23 protein-coding genes are annotated in these 18,307 nt (G+C 49.6%); 1 reads left to right on the forward strand and 22 read right to left on the reverse strand.

Features of this window, described 5'->3' with window-relative positions; all coding sequences use genetic code 11:
- From TJ79_RS04665 to TJ79_RS04770, 22 genes are all read right to left on the reverse strand, one after another.
- The coding region (locus TJ79_RS04665) for an aldehyde dehydrogenase family protein (protein ID WP_040949139.1) at positions 1–311 on the reverse strand (311 nt) is incomplete at its 3' end.
- A 137-nt stretch (positions 312–448) separates the two neighbouring features.
- A complete protein-coding gene (locus TJ79_RS04670) occupies positions 449–1,330 on the reverse strand; it encodes a nitrilase-related carbon-nitrogen hydrolase (protein ID WP_040949140.1) in 882 nt (293 codons plus the stop codon).
- A 49-nt stretch (positions 1,331–1,379) separates the two neighbouring features.
- A complete protein-coding gene (locus TJ79_RS04675) occupies positions 1,380–2,420 on the reverse strand; it encodes an ABC transporter substrate-binding protein (RefSeq protein ID WP_040949141.1) in 1,041 nt (346 codons plus the stop codon).
- A gap of 138 nt (positions 2,421–2,558) precedes the next feature.
- Positions 2,559–3,500 (reverse strand): ABC transporter permease, encoded by a 942-nt coding sequence (locus TJ79_RS04680; protein ID WP_238322794.1) that lies wholly within the window; start codon positions 3,498–3,500, stop codon positions 2,559–2,561.
- Positions 3,497–4,312 carry an ABC transporter permease gene (locus tag TJ79_RS04685; protein ID WP_040949142.1) on the reverse strand — a complete coding sequence of 272 codons (816 nt, stop codon included), beginning with the start codon at positions 4,310–4,312 and terminating at the stop codon, positions 3,497–3,499. The genes TJ79_RS04680 and TJ79_RS04685 overlap by 4 nt, the downstream gene beginning before the upstream one ends.
- 3 nt (positions 4,313–4,315) lie before the next feature.
- On the reverse strand, positions 4,316–5,092 hold the full coding sequence (locus TJ79_RS04690) for an ABC transporter ATP-binding protein (protein ID WP_081756705.1): 777 nt from the start codon (positions 5,090–5,092) through the stop codon (positions 4,316–4,318).
- Between the two features lie 308 nt (positions 5,093–5,400).
- A complete protein-coding gene (locus TJ79_RS04695; RefSeq protein ID WP_040949143.1) occupies positions 5,401–6,516 on the reverse strand; it encodes a GerAB/ArcD/ProY family transporter in 1,116 nt (371 codons plus the stop codon).
- A gap of 16 nt (positions 6,517–6,532) precedes the next feature.
- On the reverse strand, positions 6,533–6,751 hold the full coding sequence (locus TJ79_RS04700) for a hypothetical protein (RefSeq protein WP_040949144.1): 219 nt from the start codon (positions 6,749–6,751) through the stop codon (positions 6,533–6,535).
- Positions 6,752–6,757: 6 nt separating this feature from the next.
- Positions 6,758–7,927 (reverse strand): Ger(x)C family spore germination protein, encoded by a 1,170-nt coding sequence (locus tag TJ79_RS25700; RefSeq protein WP_052339272.1) that lies wholly within the window; start codon positions 7,925–7,927, stop codon positions 6,758–6,760.
- Between the two features lie 19 nt (positions 7,928–7,946).
- Complete coding sequence (locus tag TJ79_RS04710) at positions 7,947–9,506, reverse strand: spore germination protein (RefSeq protein ID WP_081756706.1); 1,560 nt, start codon at positions 9,504–9,506, stop codon at positions 7,947–7,949.
- 119 nt (positions 9,507–9,625) lie between these two features.
- Positions 9,626–10,555 carry a manganese-dependent inorganic pyrophosphatase gene (locus TJ79_RS04715; RefSeq protein ID WP_040949145.1) on the reverse strand — a complete coding sequence of 310 codons (930 nt, stop codon included), beginning with the start codon at positions 10,553–10,555 and terminating at the stop codon, positions 9,626–9,628.
- Positions 10,556–10,626: 71 nt separating this feature from the next.
- Positions 10,627–11,634, reverse strand: coding sequence for an LLM class flavin-dependent oxidoreductase (locus TJ79_RS04720; protein ID WP_040949146.1), 1,008 nt, complete (start codon positions 11,632–11,634; stop codon positions 10,627–10,629).
- Positions 11,635–11,660: 26 nt separating this feature from the next.
- Positions 11,661–12,836 (reverse strand): winged helix-turn-helix domain-containing protein, encoded by a 1,176-nt coding sequence (locus TJ79_RS04725; protein WP_040949147.1) that lies wholly within the window; start codon positions 12,834–12,836, stop codon positions 11,661–11,663.
- A 127-nt stretch (positions 12,837–12,963) separates the two neighbouring features.
- Positions 12,964–13,473 (reverse strand): ferritin, encoded by a 510-nt coding sequence (locus TJ79_RS04730; RefSeq protein WP_040949148.1) that lies wholly within the window; start codon positions 13,471–13,473, stop codon positions 12,964–12,966.
- A 173-nt stretch (positions 13,474–13,646) separates the two neighbouring features.
- Positions 13,647–13,925, reverse strand: coding sequence for a HesB/YadR/YfhF family protein (locus tag TJ79_RS04735; RefSeq protein ID WP_040949149.1), 279 nt, complete (start codon positions 13,923–13,925; stop codon positions 13,647–13,649).
- Positions 13,926–13,965: 40 nt separating this feature from the next.
- Positions 13,966–14,289, reverse strand: coding sequence for a response regulator (locus TJ79_RS04740; protein ID WP_040949150.1), 324 nt, complete (start codon positions 14,287–14,289; stop codon positions 13,966–13,968).
- Positions 14,286–14,639, reverse strand: a complete 354-nt coding sequence (locus TJ79_RS04745; RefSeq protein WP_040949151.1) for an ATP-binding protein — start codon at positions 14,637–14,639, stop codon at positions 14,286–14,288. Before TJ79_RS04745 ends, TJ79_RS04740 begins: the two co-directional genes overlap by 4 nt.
- Positions 14,640–14,676: 37 nt before the next feature.
- A complete protein-coding gene (locus tag TJ79_RS04750) occupies positions 14,677–14,874 on the reverse strand; it encodes a hypothetical protein (protein WP_040949152.1) in 198 nt (65 codons plus the stop codon).
- Between the two features lie 75 nt (positions 14,875–14,949).
- On the reverse strand, positions 14,950–15,516 hold the full coding sequence (locus tag TJ79_RS04755; protein ID WP_040949153.1) for a GNAT family N-acetyltransferase: 567 nt from the start codon (positions 15,514–15,516) through the stop codon (positions 14,950–14,952).
- A 185-nt stretch (positions 15,517–15,701) separates the two neighbouring features.
- Positions 15,702–16,649, reverse strand: a complete 948-nt coding sequence (gene trxB / locus TJ79_RS04760; RefSeq protein WP_040949154.1) for a thioredoxin-disulfide reductase — start codon at positions 16,647–16,649, stop codon at positions 15,702–15,704.
- 230 nt (positions 16,650–16,879) lie between these two features.
- On the reverse strand, positions 16,880–17,398 hold the full coding sequence (gene paiA, locus TJ79_RS04765; protein WP_040949155.1) for a spermidine/spermine N(1)-acetyltransferase: 519 nt from the start codon (positions 17,396–17,398) through the stop codon (positions 16,880–16,882).
- Between the two features lie 27 nt (positions 17,399–17,425).
- Positions 17,426–17,878 (reverse strand): MarR family winged helix-turn-helix transcriptional regulator, encoded by a 453-nt coding sequence (locus TJ79_RS04770; RefSeq protein WP_040949156.1) that lies wholly within the window; start codon positions 17,876–17,878, stop codon positions 17,426–17,428.
- 283 nt (positions 17,879–18,161) lie between these two features.
- Between TJ79_RS04770 and TJ79_RS27060 the strand changes: the two genes are divergently transcribed.
- On the forward strand, positions 18,162–18,302 hold the full coding sequence (locus TJ79_RS27060) for a hypothetical protein (protein WP_155987775.1): 141 nt from the start codon (positions 18,162–18,164) through the stop codon (positions 18,300–18,302).
- Positions 18,303–18,307: the final 5 nt, after the last annotated feature.

Consider the following 18,307-nt stretch of genomic DNA (forward strand, 5'->3'; position numbering starts at 1 on the left):
TCGAGGTTTTTTCCGTTTTCCGTCGTGATGATTGCCGCCAGTTCATCGGTGTGCTCCATCAATAACTGCTGGTAACGGAAAAGACAACGCGCCCGCCGGGGAGAGGGAACTCCACGCCAGATTTCGTATGCGGCGCTTGCCACCGTTACCGCCTGCTTGATATCGGCCTCTCCGGACAAAGGAACGCTGGCGATGACTTTACCGGTAGCCGGGTTATATACCTCTTCATAGTGGGGTGAAGATGGGGCTGCCCATTTCCCGCCTATCCGGTTGGCGATCTTCCTCACATCGGCTTCTCGCGTCTCTGTCACCGTCATCGCTCCTGTCCTGATTTTTTTTTAGATATCAGAAAGTCTAAACTTCGAAGCCGAGACTTCCTGATATCGCAAGAAAAGCATCCTCTAAACGCGGTCTGGCTTCTTTGAATGTATATCGATAGATGATTTTTTTATGGCCGGGCCAGTTCCTGATAAGACTCCGGCCTTCGGTCCCGGTAGAATGCCCAGCTTTCTCTTGCCTCGCGAATCTTCGATTTGCTCATCTCTCCGATGACAACCTCATCTTGATCCCGGCTGCCGATGGCGACAATCTCACCCCGTGGATTAGCCAGGTAGGACTGCCCATAAAACTCGCCCATGCTCCAAGGCTCTTCCACTCCCACCCGGTTTATGGCTGCCACATAATAGCCGTTAGCGACGGCGTGGGCGGGCTGCTCCAGTTTCCACAGGTATTCGGATGTGCCTTCGACAGTGGCGGAAGGGTTGAATACGATCTCCGCCCCGTTCAAGCCTAGAATCCGTGCCCCCTCTGGAAAATGGCGGTCGTAACAGATGTAGACGCCCACCTTAGCATATGCCGTATCAAATACGGGATAGCCCAGATTACCGGGCTTGAAATAATACTTTTCCCAAAAGCCATACCCTTTGTCTCCGGCTCCTACGTGAGGGATGTGATGCTTTCGGTATTTTCCGAGATAGGTTCCGTCCGCATCGATGACGGCGGCGGTATTGTAATAAACGCCGATGCCCTCCACTTCGTAAACGGGCAAGATGAGCACTACCGCCAAATCTTTGGCCAGCTCTTGAAATTTCCGGATAGTCGGACCGCCGGGAACTTCTTCTGCAGCCGCATACCATTTTGGCGTTTGTTCGGCACAAAAATAGGGTCCGAAGAAGATCTCTTGCAGGCATATGATTTTCGCGCCGTTTGCTGCGGCTTCCCGCACCAGACGGATGTGCTTCTCTACAGCCGCGTCTTTGTGTGCCTCCACTGACTCGTCACCGCTAAGTTCGTGCTTCGCTTGAATGAGGCCGATTTTTACCATATCCATGCAATCTCATCTCCAGTATCTCAGTTCGGATCAATTACGAATCCACCCGCTATTTCGCTGCCATTTCCACGATTTCGTTGGTGTACGCCGACTTCAAGTCCGCTTCCTTCTTGATCACACCGAACTTGAAGGCGATATCCGCCGTTTGTTTGAACGCGGCGTTGTCAATATAGCCCAGCTTGGAAAGATCAAAGCCGCTAGGGGCAATCAGCTTCGCGACTTCCTCCATCATTTTTACCTGATGATCCTTGCTGGTGCTGCCATCCTCGACTTTTTTCAAGACGATGTCTACGGCTTCTTCCGGTTTGGCAATGGCGTCCTTCCAGCCTTTCAAAGAAGCGCGGATGAACTTCGCGGCGGTGTCCTTGTTTTTATCCAGCCATTCCTTGTTGGCAAACAGGTTATCCTCCAGCATGGCGACGCCTTCGCTGTTCATGTCGATGACGGAGAGATCGCTTGCCGGGATCCCTTGCTCAAGTGCAACCTGGTATTCGTTATAAGTCATAGCTGAAGCCGCGTCCAGCTCTCCGGATAGGAATTGATCCATGGTGAAGCCTTGCTTGACGAAGCTTAAATCTTTGTTGGAATCCAGTTTGTATTTATCGAAAAGCGCGAGCACTTCAAACTCGTTGCCGCCCATCCAGTTGCCCACTTTCTTTCCTTTCAAATCCGCTGGGGTGGCGATGCCTGACGATTTCTTCGACACTAATACTATTCCGCTCTTTTGATAGATTTGCGCGATCTCCACAAGAGGCAGCCCTTGCTCCTGGTGAGCGAGCAGACTTGCCACCCAATCGACGCCGATATCCGCCGCACCATTTGCTACTTGTTGTTCCGGAACGATGTCCGGCCCGCCGGGGAGAATCGTGACATCCAATCCTTCATCTTTGTAATAGCCTTTGTCCAGAGCGACGAAGTAGCCGGCAAATTGAGCTTGCGGCACCCATTTCAACTGCAGCTTCACAGGTACTGCCGCTTTATCCCCAGACTTGCCGGAATCCCCGCAGGCGGACAATGCAGCTGCAAGACTCAGCAGCAGGGCCAATACGAGCGGCGCCGCTCCACGGAACCCTCTCTTCTTCTTTCCCATGGTTCATCTCTCCCTTTTCCTTTTCATTTTTTCAAAACAGCTCACAGCAAATCTCGCATATGCGGGACTATGTAATCGGCTGAGACGATCGGCAGATATCCGCAGGATCAGCGGCGACCGGCAGCAACCGGCTGTGGATCAGGGTTTGCCTGACGGATGCCAGCGAATGAACACTCGCTCCAGCCGTTCCACCAGCAGATAAAACATGACCCCCGCAATCGCGGCGACGACGATGCAGGACCAGCCCACAGGCATTTTTGCTACTTTGATGGAATTGGAAAGCAGATAGCCCAGCCCTTTGGAGGAAAAGAAAAATTCACCGACAATCGCTCCGATCATACTGGCGGTTGTATTGATCTTTAATGCCGTAAATAAATACGGTAAGCTGTTGACAATGCGTAAATAACGGAACACTTCGTACTTTTTCGCGGCGTAAGAATGCATCAAGTCAAGGGCTAACGGGTCTACTATGCTCATCCCTTTGTGAGCGTTTATAGCCATGGCCGCCATAGTGGTTAAAGTGACGATGGCGATTCGTGAGCCGATGCCGTCGCCAAACCACAAGTTCATGATCGGTGCCAAAGCGACGATGGGAACGGCATTGACGGCGGCGACCAGCAATATACTGCCGCCAGCCCATTTCGGCCAGGCGATAGCGACCAAGGCAAGGAGGAAGCCGACGGCCGAACCGAGGAGCATGCCGAGTACCGCTTCGCTTAGCGTATATCCAGCATAAGCCGCCAGCACGGACGCATTTTCGTTCGCTGCGGATACGATAGCAGATGGAATAGGCAGTTGATAGGTTTTCAAGTGAAACAAGCGATGAAAAACTTTGCCTTCCCAAAGGCCAAGAAACAATAAACCGGCGATGGCGGGAAGCCAGATTCGGCTGCCCCTTCCAAGGGTCGCTGCCAGGAGTTTAGAGATTGAGCGTGAAGTCCCCTTCTTAGCCCGTCCCTCCACTTCCTCTCTTTCATCAAGCAGATCGGCCTCACTCATCGGCTTAACGGCTTTAATCATCGGCATGGCGGAATTTGGGGAAACTGTCGTTCCAGCTATGTTAGTTTGCGGCTCACTCAAGACCGGTCACCTCCGTGGGGGCGGAATTCAGGTTGCCAAGGAGCCGCCAGCCGCTCTGCCAAGCCGGTGACAGCATAGCAAAAGACCCCTAATAGCGCACCGGTCAATACGGTAGACCAGAACATGTAGACATGGGACGGACCATAGTACAGGTTACGCAGCATGATGACGCCGATGCCGTGCTGGGCTCCCATCAATTCCACAAGAATGGCGCCGGTTACCGCCAGCGGTGCGGCAATCTTCAGTCCGCTGAATAATCCGGGAAGAGCTGCAGGAAAGCGCAGCTTCCAATAAATCTCCCACGGCTTCGCCGCATACGAATGCATCAATTCCAAAGCGGCAGGTTGGGTACTGCGCAGTCCCCGCAGCATGTTAAGAGATACCGGGAAAAAGGTAATATAACCGGCGATGATGACCCGCGCCGCTTGTTCGTCACGAACGATCCCATATAGGATTGGCGCTAGCCCTAGTATCGGGATCATCTGGGAAGCGACGGCGTAGGGGAAAGCCAGCTCTTCGATGCGCTTCGATAGGCTCATGAGTACGGCCAGCAAGACACCGGCGGTAGCACCAAAAACGAAACCTAATGCGGCATTGGTAAAAGTAGCTCCCCCTTCCTTCAACAAGGTGTCGCCGTATTTGCCGAATGTCCGCAAAACTTCATGCAAATAGGGCAGCTTGGATTGAGCCATCGGGGCATGAGCCGCGTTCAACATGAGCCAGGATGCAGCTTCCCATAGGATTGCAAGGGACAAGACCCATGCCAAAAATACAGCGACGGAACGGGTTGGCGCTAAGCTGAAGTTTTTCATCCGTCACACTCCTTCGAAACGGTCGCGGATGTCAGCAATGAGCTTGAAATAATCGGGGTGATTCCGTAATTCTTTCGTTCGCGGTCTTGGGAGGGGGATGTCGACGACGGCGGAGAGCCGGCCAGGATGAGGAGATAAGACAAAGATACGATCGGAGAGAAAAACAGCTTCCGGGATGCTGTGGGTAACAAAAACGACGGTGCTTTTTACATTGCTCCAAATGCGCAGCAGCTCTTCATTCAAATACTCTCTGGAAAATTCGTCTAGCGCAGAAAAAGGCTCATCCATCAGCAAAATTTCCGGTTCGATGGAGAGTGCGCGAGCGATGGCCACCCTCTGCTGCATCCCTCCGCTAAGCTGCCACGGATATTTGTCGCCAAAGCCGGATAAACCAACCAAATCCAACAATACCTCGGCTTTCTGCATTCTTGCGGCTTTGCTTACCCCCATCATTTCCAGGGGCAAGGTGATATTATGCTTGACCTTCCGCCAGTCATACAGCACCGGACTTTGGAAAACAATGCCGTACTTCCGGGCCAGCCTCGCTTCTTTGGCCGATCTCCCTGCTATTTTCAGCGTACCGTCAGACGGAGCCAGAAGGTCCGCCATCAGCCGCAATAGCGTCGTCTTGCCGCAGCCGGAAGGACCTAGCAGGGAAACGAACTCGCCTTTTCCGATGTTCAGGCTGACGTGATCAACAGCTAGCACATCAGAGGCTGCTGTTCGATATTTCATGGTGACATCATTCAGTTCAATCTCAGGTACCATGGTCAAGGTCATTTTCCCCGAACCCCCTTCCTCATCAGTTAACTTGACGCACATTCACCCTCGATCATCATTTACCTTGTGGTGTGTTACATTTTATTACATCATACACGTGTGTTATGCCGGACACATTAGACACAAAGTAAAACCCATATCGAGTTCATTGGTCAAAATGTCCATAACCCACGAAAGGTATGCCGATTACAGGTCGTCGATTCCATCAATCTAACAAACAGCTTCCATCTCATAACCCGAAAAAACCGGAACCAAAAGGTTCCGGGCATCACAGTCTGGAGATCTTCCTCTTCTTGATTTCTTACTACTTAGCGAGTCGAATCCGCCTGTCGCTCCAGGGTATATGCTTTGGACAGCTTCTTCCGCAGAGCATAAACGATCAGGTAGAGGATGGGAATGCACTCGATGGAGCTCATAAATGCCTCAGTGCTGAATTTGTACGTCATCGGAGCATTTTTGTCCATAATGTAGGCAAGGATCATCATGAATATCGCCATGGGTACGACAAAGGGTCGATGATCGTTTTTATTCATCAAATGGGCGACTCCTTGTGCTGTTAGGAACAGGAATAGGCTAGTCTTAACCAGCAGGGCCGTAGACCAGATCGACAGAAGGAGTGGATCAATGTTATCCAGAGGATCGCCAATATGGACCGCCTGGATGACATTGAGCATCGGATATTCCAAGAAGGTCGGCAACCGTAGGCCCAGGATTAGGATGCAAACCATCCAATAAATGATAAGAAACACCGCTGTGATGATACCCGTTACCGACATGGTTAAGAAGGCGTGTTTTTTGTTTTGAATAGCGGGATAAAAAAGCAGGAAGAGAAAAAATTCTCCCGCCCAGCTGGAAGTAAAAAGAGCCGATTTCATGATGCCATTCATGTCGTAATGGTTGACGAATGCGATGAGCATGTCGAAATTCACTTTTTTCGTAATGAAGGTGCCGATCAGAATTGAACACAGTGCAGTCAGAATGAAGAAACCGTCCGCAACGTAAGAGATGGACATCAATCCACTGCGGGCGGCAAACAAGACCGTGATACCGACGGCCCAGGCAATGACCGGCGTTGATGTCTCCCGCAAGTAAACGGAACTGAAAAATTCCGTGAAGCTCATGATATTGAGGGCGTTGATGAACGTCATGAAAAACAGAACCAAGCAAACGCACAAAATATGTAAAGGCTTGCCAACGATGGAGTGGCCGAATTGAACCCAATTCCGCTCCGGATTCAGGCGGGCCGTCCGAAGGGCGAAGTATCCGATACCAAGACCGAATAGCATCGCCAAGGAAATACCTACCCAACCTTGATAACCTGCCAACTTGATGATTGGCGAAACCATGAACGCAATGGGAGTCGAAGCCAGCTGCAGCGTCCAAAGCCGGAAAATTTGACCGCGGTTCAAATGACGGAGATCCACAACATCACCCTGATCGTTAGAATTTTAGCCAGTGATCCACCCAGCCGAAGGTCCAATTAATAAGAATCATCGGGTTCATGGTTCTGTAGAATGGCAGGACGGTAAGCTGATACAAGAGCGCTGCAACCCACACGGCAGCGATGCTTTTGCACGAGCCTTTTTCCTTCTTGACCGATGTCCGGTATTCGTAGTAAGCAAGCACGGCATAAAAGATGATAAAAAGCGCGATTTTCAAGCCGGTTCACCCCTCGTTCATCCAGATCGGGTTATTCTCTTCTCCCCTATGCTTGATTTCCAGCTTCACATCCGACTCGATCTCGACCCCTTTGCCATACTCTTGCCGCCAATTATTCTTGATCTTTCCCCAATAATCCGGATACCGCCATTCCACGTAATTCCCCAGTCCCAGCACGTCCGCTTCTTTTTCCCTGGATTCCCGAATCGCTTGGTCCAACAGGCTTTTCACTCTTTGGCTCAATTTTTCGTCCATGCTGTTTAGAGTTTCGCGGTTAAACAGGTTAAGCGGTGTTTTTACTTGTGATAACATCGCGTGGCCTCTCACCTTTAACCGGAAATGGATGTGTTCCCCATCTTTTTTCGTTTCGATTTTCGTATTCGTTTCATATAATCGGGCGCTGAAGATTTCATTCGATTTTCCTTTCGGAACGGAATAAAGGTCGAGGGGCGAAGGGGTGGAAAACAGCGAAAGAGCGATAGCCTGATCACGGTTGACGCTGCCGACCATCCGATTATTGCGAAACAGCACAGCACCGGAGGTACCGACCCAGGGGCTTCTCTTGTTGTTCTCGCTGATCATTTTGACATTCCCTACAGTTAAATTGGATACGGCCGTATCGGTATAGGGACTGGATGACACGAAAGCCAGAATATTAGTGTCCAGAACGATATTTTGTTTCAAAATCTTCAGCAGCGCTTCCACTGCCGTCCTTTCGAAAACCGGTGTAAGTTCCAAAATGGACCTTGCTTTTCCCGGGGCGACGAGCACATAAGATTGCATGTGAAAGGAAGGCAGACGCACGATCCATTCCAATAAGTCATTGATACCGCTTTTGGCATAGTCCTGACCGATGACGACCACCCGGGTGTGCCCCCAGGATATCCTCCGCGATAAATCCAGCTGTATGGCATAGGCGGCTTCCGACAAAGTGGGTGCAATTTTAGTGACGCCTGCGAACGGTTTTCCCGTTTGGGAGCCGGAGCTGCCGGGCAACCCCACTCCGAGGCGGTTAACCAGCGGAAAAGCAAGGGTCATTTCCACTTGGCCATCCTTTGTCCGATCCACGAAAAGACCTGTGGCGAAAGCTCGGTTATTGAAGTCCGCCCCTTGCTGGCAGCCGCCCTGGACCAGAACAATAAGCGTTAGAAGCATTAGCCCGACGGTTTTCCTCATGGCAACCCCTCATCTACGTTCATTTCTTTCTTGAGGTTCGCTTCAAATTTCCGGTACCAAATACTTTGGGGCGCTTGTCCATCGCCCGCCAGTTGGCGCGTATGAAAACGTCTTTCATGCCGTCTGTCGTCAAAGGCGATAACGGTGCCATATAAGGGCTCCCAAAGGATTTCAAATGGACCATATGCAAATATATCAGGAAAACGGCGAGAATGACGCCGAGAAGCCCCAACGTTCCCCCGAGGAGGAGGACGGGAAAACGAAGCATGCGGAACGAGAGACCCAGTTCATAATGCGGAATGATAAACGTAGCGATGCCGGTCATAGATACGACGATAACGGTCGGCGCGGAAACGATGCCTGTTTGAATGGCGGTTTGGCCGATGATGATGGCTCCAAGGATCGAGATGGTCTGGCCGATGGGCTTCGGTATCCGGATCCCGGCTTCCCTCAGCGCCTCGAAGGTGATTTCCATGATGAACGCTTCGATTAACGACGAAAAAGGAATGTTTTCCCGGGCGGCGGCAATGGTGAGCAGCAGGGACGCCGGCAGCAGTTCCGGATGAAAGGTCGTGATGGCTACATACACGGACGGAAACAAAAAGGATACCAACACGAAAAAGTAGCGGATCCATCTTATCCAGCTTGCCGATAAAAACCGCTGATAGTAATCCTCCGCACTTTGCATAAGAGTGAAAAAGCTGACAGGAGCGATAATAGCGTTCGGCGTACCGCTGACCAACAGGCCGATGCGTCCTTCAAGAAGCGATGCTGCAAGCGTATCCGGCCGTTCCGTATACTGAAGCTCCGGAAACGGTGAAAACGGATAGTTTTCCAAGTATTCGATAACCAGGCTCGCTCCCATGACCGCATCACGGTCGATCGTCTGCAGCTTCCCACGGATTTCTTCCAGTACCTGGACGTTACCAATTTTTTCGATGTATATCAAAAAAGCTTGAGTTCTTGTGTACCTGCCTAAAATAAATTTCTCCACTTTGAGATCCGGATGTTGCAAAATCCCGCGTAACAGACTCAAATTGTCTTCCGGATTTTCGTTAAACCCTTCCTGCGGGCCGACGATGACCATTTCATTGCGGGCTTCGGCGATCCCCCGGGACTGGATGTTTTTTAAGTCGAACAGAAGCACCCGCTTTGCGCTGAAAACCGCGGTTTTCCCCTCCATCATGGCGAAAACGATTCTTTCCGTGGCATTCGTACCAACGGATGTGGAAGTCAAAGCGAGTGCGGAAGGGTCCAAATCTTGGCCGCTTACCGTTTCCGGCTGATAGAGAAGCGGCTGCAGCAGCGATTCACGCAACGCCTTCTTGTCGGTGATCGTTTCCACGTAGACGAGGGTGAACGTCGTTCCCTTTACGGTCTTCCCGGTTTGGAATACGACGTCGGCGATGCCAGTTAACTGCTTCCGCAGCGCTTCCAACCCTTCATGTTCGCCGAGGGAATCGTTTGGGGAATTCCGGCGATCGACGGAAGCTGCCACCGCTTCATTAGGTTTCTGCCGATTTGCGGTCGAGGCGGCTTCGATAAGTTTGACCAACAGCTTCTGTCCCCAAAAGTGCATCGCTCTTCCTCCCCATCCCTTTTTTGGCTATATCTACGGCGTATTATCCCCAAAAAACGGAAAATAACCCGGAGGACCGAAAAGGTCCAACCGGGTTATAGGTATCGCGATGCGTTTTATTATTTCGTGAAAAGATCGGTCAGCACAGGCACGACCTGCGACTTGCGGGAAACGACGCCCTTCAGCGTTGCTTTGCCGTCTTCCAAGGTTACGTTGTACGCTTGTTCTACTGCTTTCGCTTCCTTACCCAAGGAGAGGACCACGGAATCATTGTTCAAGATATCCGTCACAACGAAGACAAACAGGTCGAGCCCCTTAGCGGCAATAATGTCGTTCAAAGCCGCTTCAATTTCAGCTTGACGAGACAGAACGTCATTGGTGTCAACCGCATTGACTTGAGCGATCTCTACCTTAACGTTGCCCATGGTAAATTCCTTCGAATCGAGAGTGATCAGTTGGGCGACGGTTTTATCGCTGAGATCCGCACCGGCTTTCAGCATATCCAGACCGTAGCTATCGGCGCTCACTCCGGCGATTACCGCAAGCTCGCGGGCAGCGGCTACGTCCTCTTCCGTACAGGTTGGGGACTTGAATAAGAGCGAGTCCGAAATAATGGCGGACAGCATAAGTCCGGCAATCTCTTTCTTGATGGCGATTCCGTTTTCTTTGTACAGCTTTTTTAAAATGGTTGCGGTGCAACCCACAGGCTCGGCGCGGTAGTAAAGCGGGCCGCTTGTTTCGAAATTGGCGATACGGTGGTGGTCGATGACCTCCAGCACTTTCACCTTGTCGATATCCGATACGCTTTGCTGCCGTTCGTTATGGTCAACCAAAATGACGCTTTTCGTTTCCGGGCTGGCCGCCTCAATCAAACGAGGTGCCTGAACGCCGAAGGTGTCAAGAGCAAACTGGGTTTCGCCGTTGATGTTGCCCAGTCGAACGGGCTCGGCATTCCATCCCAGCGCTTTCTTCAATTCCGCATAAGCGATAGCGGAACAAATGGTATCCGTGTCTGGATTTTTGTGGCCGAATACTAGCACGTTTTCCATGACTCTACTCCTTACTGGTTAATTTTCTCTCACTTTAGGCGAGAAAAGTATATCCCAAAACGAGGCCCGCTTCAAGTCGAAATGTCGAATGCTTCGGCAATTAACCGATAGGAATGGAGCCTTGCTTGCGAATTATGGATAGGAGATGCGATTACAATTTCGTCAGTTTGATACAAATCGCTGATGGCCGTCAACTGCTCCTTTACTTGTTCGGGTGTCCCTACGGCTCTCCGGTGCTTGCCCATGTCCAGGCGCGCCCGCTCAAATTCCGAATAATGATAATGCATTGCGGTTTCAGCCGACGGATAGGCGGATAACTCCATCCCCTGCTCCAGCTTGAGAAAAAACAGCCCGACACTGGAAGCCAACCGGTTTGCTTCTTCCTCCGTATCTGCGCAAATCGCCATGACGGCGACCATAGCTTTCGGCTCCTTATAGTGGAAGGAAGGCCGGAACTGGCTGCGGTAAAGCTCCATTGCCCGCTCTCCCCCTGGTACGCCGAAAAATTGGGCATAAGCGAAAGGAAGCCCTTGATACGCGGCTATCCGCGCGCTGCCGTCGCTTGAGCCAAGCAGCCAGAGCTCAGGCGCCGTATCGATGACCGGAGCGGCTTTTAAAGCTGCAAAAGGATGGCCGGGTGGCAGTGCGTCATGCAAATAGCCGGTCAGATCTGCCACTTGCTCCGGATAGACGTCAACGCCGCTATATTTGCCGGCCTGCAGCGCTCGGGTTGATATCGGCATTCCGCCAGGAGCGCGTCCCAGTCCGAGATCGATGCGGTTTGGGTACAGGGCTTCCAACAGACGGAAGTTTTCTGCGACTTTATAGGCGCTGTAGTGGGAAAGCATGATCCCGCCGGAGCCGACGCGGATGCGCGAAGTATGAGCTGCCAAATGGGCAATAAGGATTTCCGGACTGGACGAGGCCAGCGACGGTGATCCGTGATGCTCGGATACCCAGTAACGGGAAAACCCAAGCTTTTCCGTTTCTTGTGCCAACTGAACGGCTTCCTCTAATGTTTCAGCTGCCGTGCGACCTTCGCCGATGTGGGTGTGGTCCAAAACGCCTAATTTGATCATCATTCTCACCTCGTCTTTTGACTGTATCAAAAGGACGGCGGCAGATCAAACGATGCGGCACCTAAATAACGGGTGAACCGGTTCAAGCCGGCTTCTACCGCCGCCCGCATGGGATCATCAGGCTCAATCGTTTGCTCCCACCACCAATTTTTGATCACAAGAGGCCCTTTACCTTTATAGTGCTCGGCTTCCAACCGGGCGACCAGACGGTTGCCATAGAGAACAGGCAGCACGTAATAGCCGTATTGACGCTCCTTGGCAGGTTTATAAACCTCCCAACGGTATTCGAAATGAAACAGCTCGCGAATCAAATTGCGATCCCAAAGCATATTGTCCAAAGGCGCGAGAATCCGCACCTCCTTGCTTTCTGCCGCTCGTTCCAACGCTATCTGCAAAACCGGCAAATCTTGCGTCCGCATGTAGAGCGTTTGCCCGATGCCATCGACTTCGATCTCGGTCAGATAACCCTTTTCCAGCAATCCTTGAAAGGCCTGATTTCGCTCCCCGCTGCGAAAACCCCGCACTCCCAGCCAGGCATCACTTGGCTTATTCCATAGCATCCCGACACTGCCGACCCGCTGCAATACAAACCACTCATAATACGATTCGTTTGAACGATTGGGATCTGCAGCCATGCGATATGCATCAGGGATATGCCGTTCCGCCAAATCGTAGAACTTGCGAACTCCGCGTTTATGATGGATGATCAAATCGCCGCAATAATACATGCCTTCTAATGCGGCTCGTGCCAAACGGGTATCTCCGTAGTACCAATTCACTTTATGATTTAACTCAAAGTCTCCGGAAGACTGGGGGCCATGTTCTTCTATCTGCCTACGTACAAACTGTACCGTCTCCCGATTTTCCTCAAGCCAGCCCGCATATACACCGCGAAAGCGGGCGTAATACGGCCAATTCTCTGTCAGGCAGATGGCCATGTTTTTATCCCAAAAATCGATGAGCTCCCTGTCCTGATAGAGGAGTTCAGCGAGCAACGCTGGCCTGTAGTCCTCCACTCTCGCCTGAAGCACCAAATTCGCGTTTTCACCGACTACGTTAAGAGGATCAAACTGAATACAGCCGACACGGCGTACGAATTCAAGGATGTCTTCCTTATTGCGAAGGCAGTAGTCAGGATGCAGATGATGATAAACGATGAAATACTGTCTGGCTTGATCTTTGCTCAAAACAAAACGACTCATCGGACGATCAACTCCCACGGTTATCACGTGCAAACATTTGTTCCTGTCCAGATTATACCAAATCTTTTCCGGAAAACAAATAAAAACCCTGACCATTGAGAGGGTCAGGGTTACAATGCAATATCGTTTAAGCTCCGGCTTCTGGTGCGAAAGTGCGCTTAGCCATTTCAGCATCGAGAATGAACAACGTTTGGCTGTCGTTTCCGATTCGTTTCAGCCTTTGCAGAATGTTGTCGAAGGTCGCTTCTTCCTCCACTTGCTCGCTGATAAACCAGTTTAGGAATTGCAAAGTGGCATGCTCCCGTTGGCCCAAAGCGATGTCGGAGAGTTCATAAATGCGGCGGGTAACTTCTTTTTCATGGGCATATGCGGTTTCGAAGGTTTCCAAAATGGAGCGGAAGTCCGTCTCAGGATCCTTCATCCCCGTGACCAAGGCGCGGCTGCCCATGTCGTTGATAAAATGGAACATCTTCATCCCGTGGAACTTTTCCTCTTCCGCTTGAACGGTAAAGAAGTTGGCAAAGCCATCCCAGCTCTCGGAAGCGCAATAGGAGGCAAGGGAAAGATAAACTTGAGAAGAATAAAACTCATAATTCATTTGGTCGTTTAATTTAGCCAGCAATTCATCGTTCAACATACAATCCCATCCTTTTCAAGACATCTTAATTAGAATTATTCTAATATAATAATAAATATATTATATATCGAAAGGTGTAAAATGGGAAGTTTTTTTCGCGAATGAGGCGGGTAATCTTGTCCAAATTTCAAACGAAGATTAGAGCCGACGGAAATCCACCGGCTCTTCGCATATTAGGGCGTCATCCGAAAAGAAATATCCTCGCCGTCACCGTCGATTTCCAGATCTTTGCCGTCTAATGACCATAAATCCCATTGTTCCATGAAAAAAGATATCCCTTGCTTTTCCGTTAACAAGCGAGGGTCTTGAGGATGATCCCGGGTAACCCCAAGGCAAAAAGGATCGCTTCCGCCTCCGTTGTAACGGACGAATACCCGCATATGGTCGCCTTCCTTCACACCCCATTCCTTTTGAAAGCTGTTCATCGCACCGTCAGTGACTGAGATTTTCATGGGAATCCCTCCTTGAATTTAGAATATTCGTCCTCCATTATTATGCGCGTACTTGCTTAAAATGATGAATGATAGCATTTAATGTATCGGTTCTGACCGGTTTGCTGATGCAATCATCCAAGCCTGCGGCCAGATAAGATTCCCGATCTCCCTTAAGAGCATTGGCCGACACCGCTACGATATAGGGACGGACGCCGCCAGCGGTCAGCCCGCGAATCGCTTTGGTTGCATCAAGTCCGTCCAACACCGGCATACGGATATCCATGAGAATAATATCGAAGATATGTGGTAAAAGGACTGATTCTCTCAGCATCTTTTGGAAGCGATAGCGGAACGGTGAAGTTAAAGGTCGTTCCCGGATCATCGGTATCCGATAGCCCGATTTGTCCGCACATCCGTTCCACCAGTTTTTTTGCTGATGGCAAGCCCCAAGCCGGTTCCTTTCGTCTTTCGCGTCATGAAGTTGTCCAACTGATTAAAGGGCTCGAACAACTGGTTGATAGCATCCTTCGGAATGCCGATCCCAGTATCCTTGATGAGAAAATGCAGGTTCATCCGCTCCGCTTCAACTTCATGCACCCGCACTTCCAGACACACGCTTCCGGAATCGGTAAATTTTACGGCGTTGCCAATGAGATTGGTAAGAATCTGCTTGAGCTTCAATGCATCTCCAATGTAAGTCATATCCGCTTCCGGTGCAATGGATAACTGCATGTCGAGGCTTTTTTCCCGGACTTGAGCCAGGAATAAATCACAGGTCTCTATAATCAATTCCCTTAACAAAAAGGGTTCCTCTACCAGCTTGACGAAAAAGGGAAGGTGAACAGTAGCGGCAAATAGCGTCCGGTGAAAAATAGCAGATGATATCCTGGATGTTCTCAAAAATCAGCCGGAGCATTTCATCTTTCGCAGGCGATGGTGCTTCCGCTTGTGGCTTATCGATCCCCATATATACCCTCCCCTATTTGGACTGAACGACCTCGACTCTATTATACAGGTTCTTTTCGTTATCCGCCTATCCAGACTAAACGACCGGAGCTTCCCATTCATCCCTAAGCATGGAATAATAGAGCCTGCTTGCGTACCTTCCCTCGATAAAGAAATAATCGCGCAAAGTCCCTTCATAAGTAAATCCGCATTTTGAAATGACGCCTTTCGAGGCGGAATTGCTATCTGCATGGCAGATTTGAATCTTGTGAAAATGCACTTTACGGAAGCCGTAATCCACTACCGCTTTGGTCGCTTCCGTTGCATACCCTTTGCGTTGAAACAATTGGCCAATGCAATATTCAAGTTCTCCGAAGTGATTACCGCTGTCTACGAGAAAGAAAGCAATTTGACCGATACAGATCTGCGTTTCTTTTTCGATGATTGCCCATCTATAGTAATCGTCTTTGTTGTAGGATGAGATGATCTTCCCCAGCATTTCCTGGACTTCGGGTATGGAAGAGTACACCGGTTCAAAATACATGGACTGGACCAGCGGATCGCTGATCCAATACATCAGCATGTCTTCAGCGTCATGAGGCTCAAATGGACGTAAAAGAAGTCTTTCCGTTTCGATCCGCTTCGTACCGCAATGTGCAAGCATGCAACCTATCCCCTTTGCAAATAGCCTCTACAAGATATTTCGTCTTGTTTGACAATTCTCCGCTCTTTCGTCAACTCCTGCCGATTTTCTCGAGTTTTGTCAGTTGAGAAAAAGCGCAGCCCGAGGGCTGCGCCATTAATCGTCTATCGCATGAGATGGTATGGGATATAGTTGCTAAGAGGCGGTTAAGCGGTAACGGTTGCGGCCGCATCTTCCGCTGCTTCAAGATAACGTTCGCAATCCAGCGCCGCCATGCAGCCGGTCCCTGCTGCGCTGATGGCTTGCTTGTAGCGGGTATCCTGAACGTCGCCGCAGGCGAAAATGCCGGGGATGCCAGTTTCTGTAGTGCCAGGTTTCACTAAGAGGTAGCCTTGCTCGTCTGTAGGCAGTTGATCCTGCAAAAACTTGGTGTTCGGCGTATGCCCGATGGCGATGAAGATGCCGTCGGTAGCGATGATTTCATCCTCGCCGGACTCATTGTTTCGCACCTTCAGGCCGGTTACGCCGCGCTCGCCCGCCAGCACTTCGAGAGGCGTGTGGTTGAGGCTCCAGGTGATTTTAGCATTGTTGCGTGCCCGATCCTGCATGATCCGGGATGCCCGCAGCTCGCTGCGGCGGTGTACCAGCACCACTTCGGATGCGAACCGGGTGAGGAAGTGGGCTTCTTCCATGGCGGAATCGCCCCCACCCACGACAATGATCTTTTTGTTGCGGAAAAAGAAGCCGTCACAGGTGGCGCAGGTGCTGACGCCGCGGCCGATGTTCTCTTGCTCGCCGGGAATGCCCAAATATTTCGCCGATGCGCCGGTAGACAAGATCAGCGACTCCGTTTGCAGTTCTCCGTGACCTTCCACCACGAGCGTAAAAGGCCTCTTGGATGTATCTACCGAGTTGACCCAGCCGGTACGGAATTCCGCACCGAAGCGCTCTGCCTGTTTGCGCATGTTATCCATCAGTTCCGGCCCCATGATCCCGTCTGGGAAACCGGGAAAATTCTCAACCTCCGTTGTGGTCGTCAATTGTCCGCCGGGCTGCGGTCCTTCAATAATCAAAGGATTCAGATTTGCCCTTGCCAAATAAATAGCTGCCGTCAGACCGGCTGGCCCTGTTCCGATAATGATCGCTTTATACATAGCGTTAGCCTCCGTTTAACGTTTACATTGTCTTTTTTTCAGCATACAAGCTGCAAACAGATTTTGCATGAAGGTTTGATGAAGGACCTTGACGGGGATTTATAACGCTAATTCCGAGTCCTGTTCAAACACAAGCTTTTTGCGAAGACCCAGCAGCAGGTCGGTTCCGATCAGCATAGCCAATAGCTATAATTGGGCACTTTTTCTTTGTCGATGAATTAGTTCTGCCTTTATAACAGTGTTTTGGTCAATATAAAATCAATTTGTTCTTCATCACCCATAAAAAAAGAGTGAGCTCCGGTTTGAACAAAACCCATCTTTTTATAAAAGTCCATTGCATTCTCATTCTTTTCCCAAACTCCCAGCCAAATCTTCTTTTTATTTTGACGAGCAGCCATTTCCATCGCTTTGTTTATTAGATATTTTCCAAGCCCTTTTCTTTGAAATTGGTGCCTTATATAAATCCTCTCAATTTCGAGTGACTCACCACCCATTTGTTCGGATTGAGCCTCATTCCAATTCATTTTTAAGTATCCAGCAACTTCTTCATTGAACCAGATGAAAATGAAGTCCGAAGAGAGATTGGACAATTCCTTTTCCAACTGGTTAGAGTTAAATGCTCTTTCCAAATAGGCCTTCATATTTTCAGCAGAATTCTGATCTTTGAAAGTATCGTTGAATGTCTCAATGCTTATTTCTTGGAGTGTTTGCAAATCTTCACGGCTGCACTTCTCTATTTTTACTGCCATCAAAATATTAAGCTCCTTTTTATATAATTAATAGTTTCTCTTATTACCCTTTTTTACGAATTCCCAGTCGACTTCTATGTTTTTTCTGACTCTTTGTAGAAGTTTAAAAAGGGTCTCTTCTTCTCCTTCGGAAAATCCAGCCAAAGCGATACGATTCGAATGATCATTTTCTCTTTTTATAAAAGGATATACCTTCTCCCCTTTTTCGGTTGGAAAGAGTTTTTTTATTTTTTTGTTGTGTTCATCCTCTTTCTTTTCTATAAAACCGTTCATTTCAAGCTTCTGTATGGCACGGGCTGCGGTTGTACGGTCAACTTTAATCGTTTCAGCTACCTTTTCTTGAATGATTCCTGGGTTTTCGCATATTCGAACAAGGTATAAATACTGCCCTTTTGTAAGATCACATTCAATGAATTCGATATTGCTGATGGAATCTAATGCCCTGGCGATCATTCCAATTTCTCGTAGGATTTCCTTCATATAGGCAGTCCCATCCTTTCTTATACCATCCACTGGCTTTTCATAAATACAATAATGCAATATTGTTGTATTTGCAACAAAATATAAAACTTATTCAACTTACTTGGTATCCTAATCATCGCTCCTGATGTTCTTATCTTGACGGGTTCCCGCACTTGGATTTCGCGGCAAATCGTTCTTTATTATTTCCATTTCCTTCCTTACAATAGAAAAAAATCAACCGTTTCCCGGGACGAAGAGCCAGTTCCGCGGGTGGTGATGACTTGTGAGGGAGTTGTCTTGTATGGATAAGTTCACTTTCCGACGAATCAGTATGATAACGGGGAAATGGCTGGTTATCGGGATCATGGCTCTATTCGCCCTTTTTTGCTTCATTGAAGTTTTGGTTGTCGTTGTAATGGAATGGCTAGAGCTTTCAAAGTAATTCGT

The sequence above is a fragment of the Gorillibacterium massiliense genome, from assembly GCF_000455485.1.
Classification (GTDB): Bacteria; Bacillota; Bacilli; order Paenibacillales; family NBRC-103111; genus Gorillibacterium; species Gorillibacterium massiliense.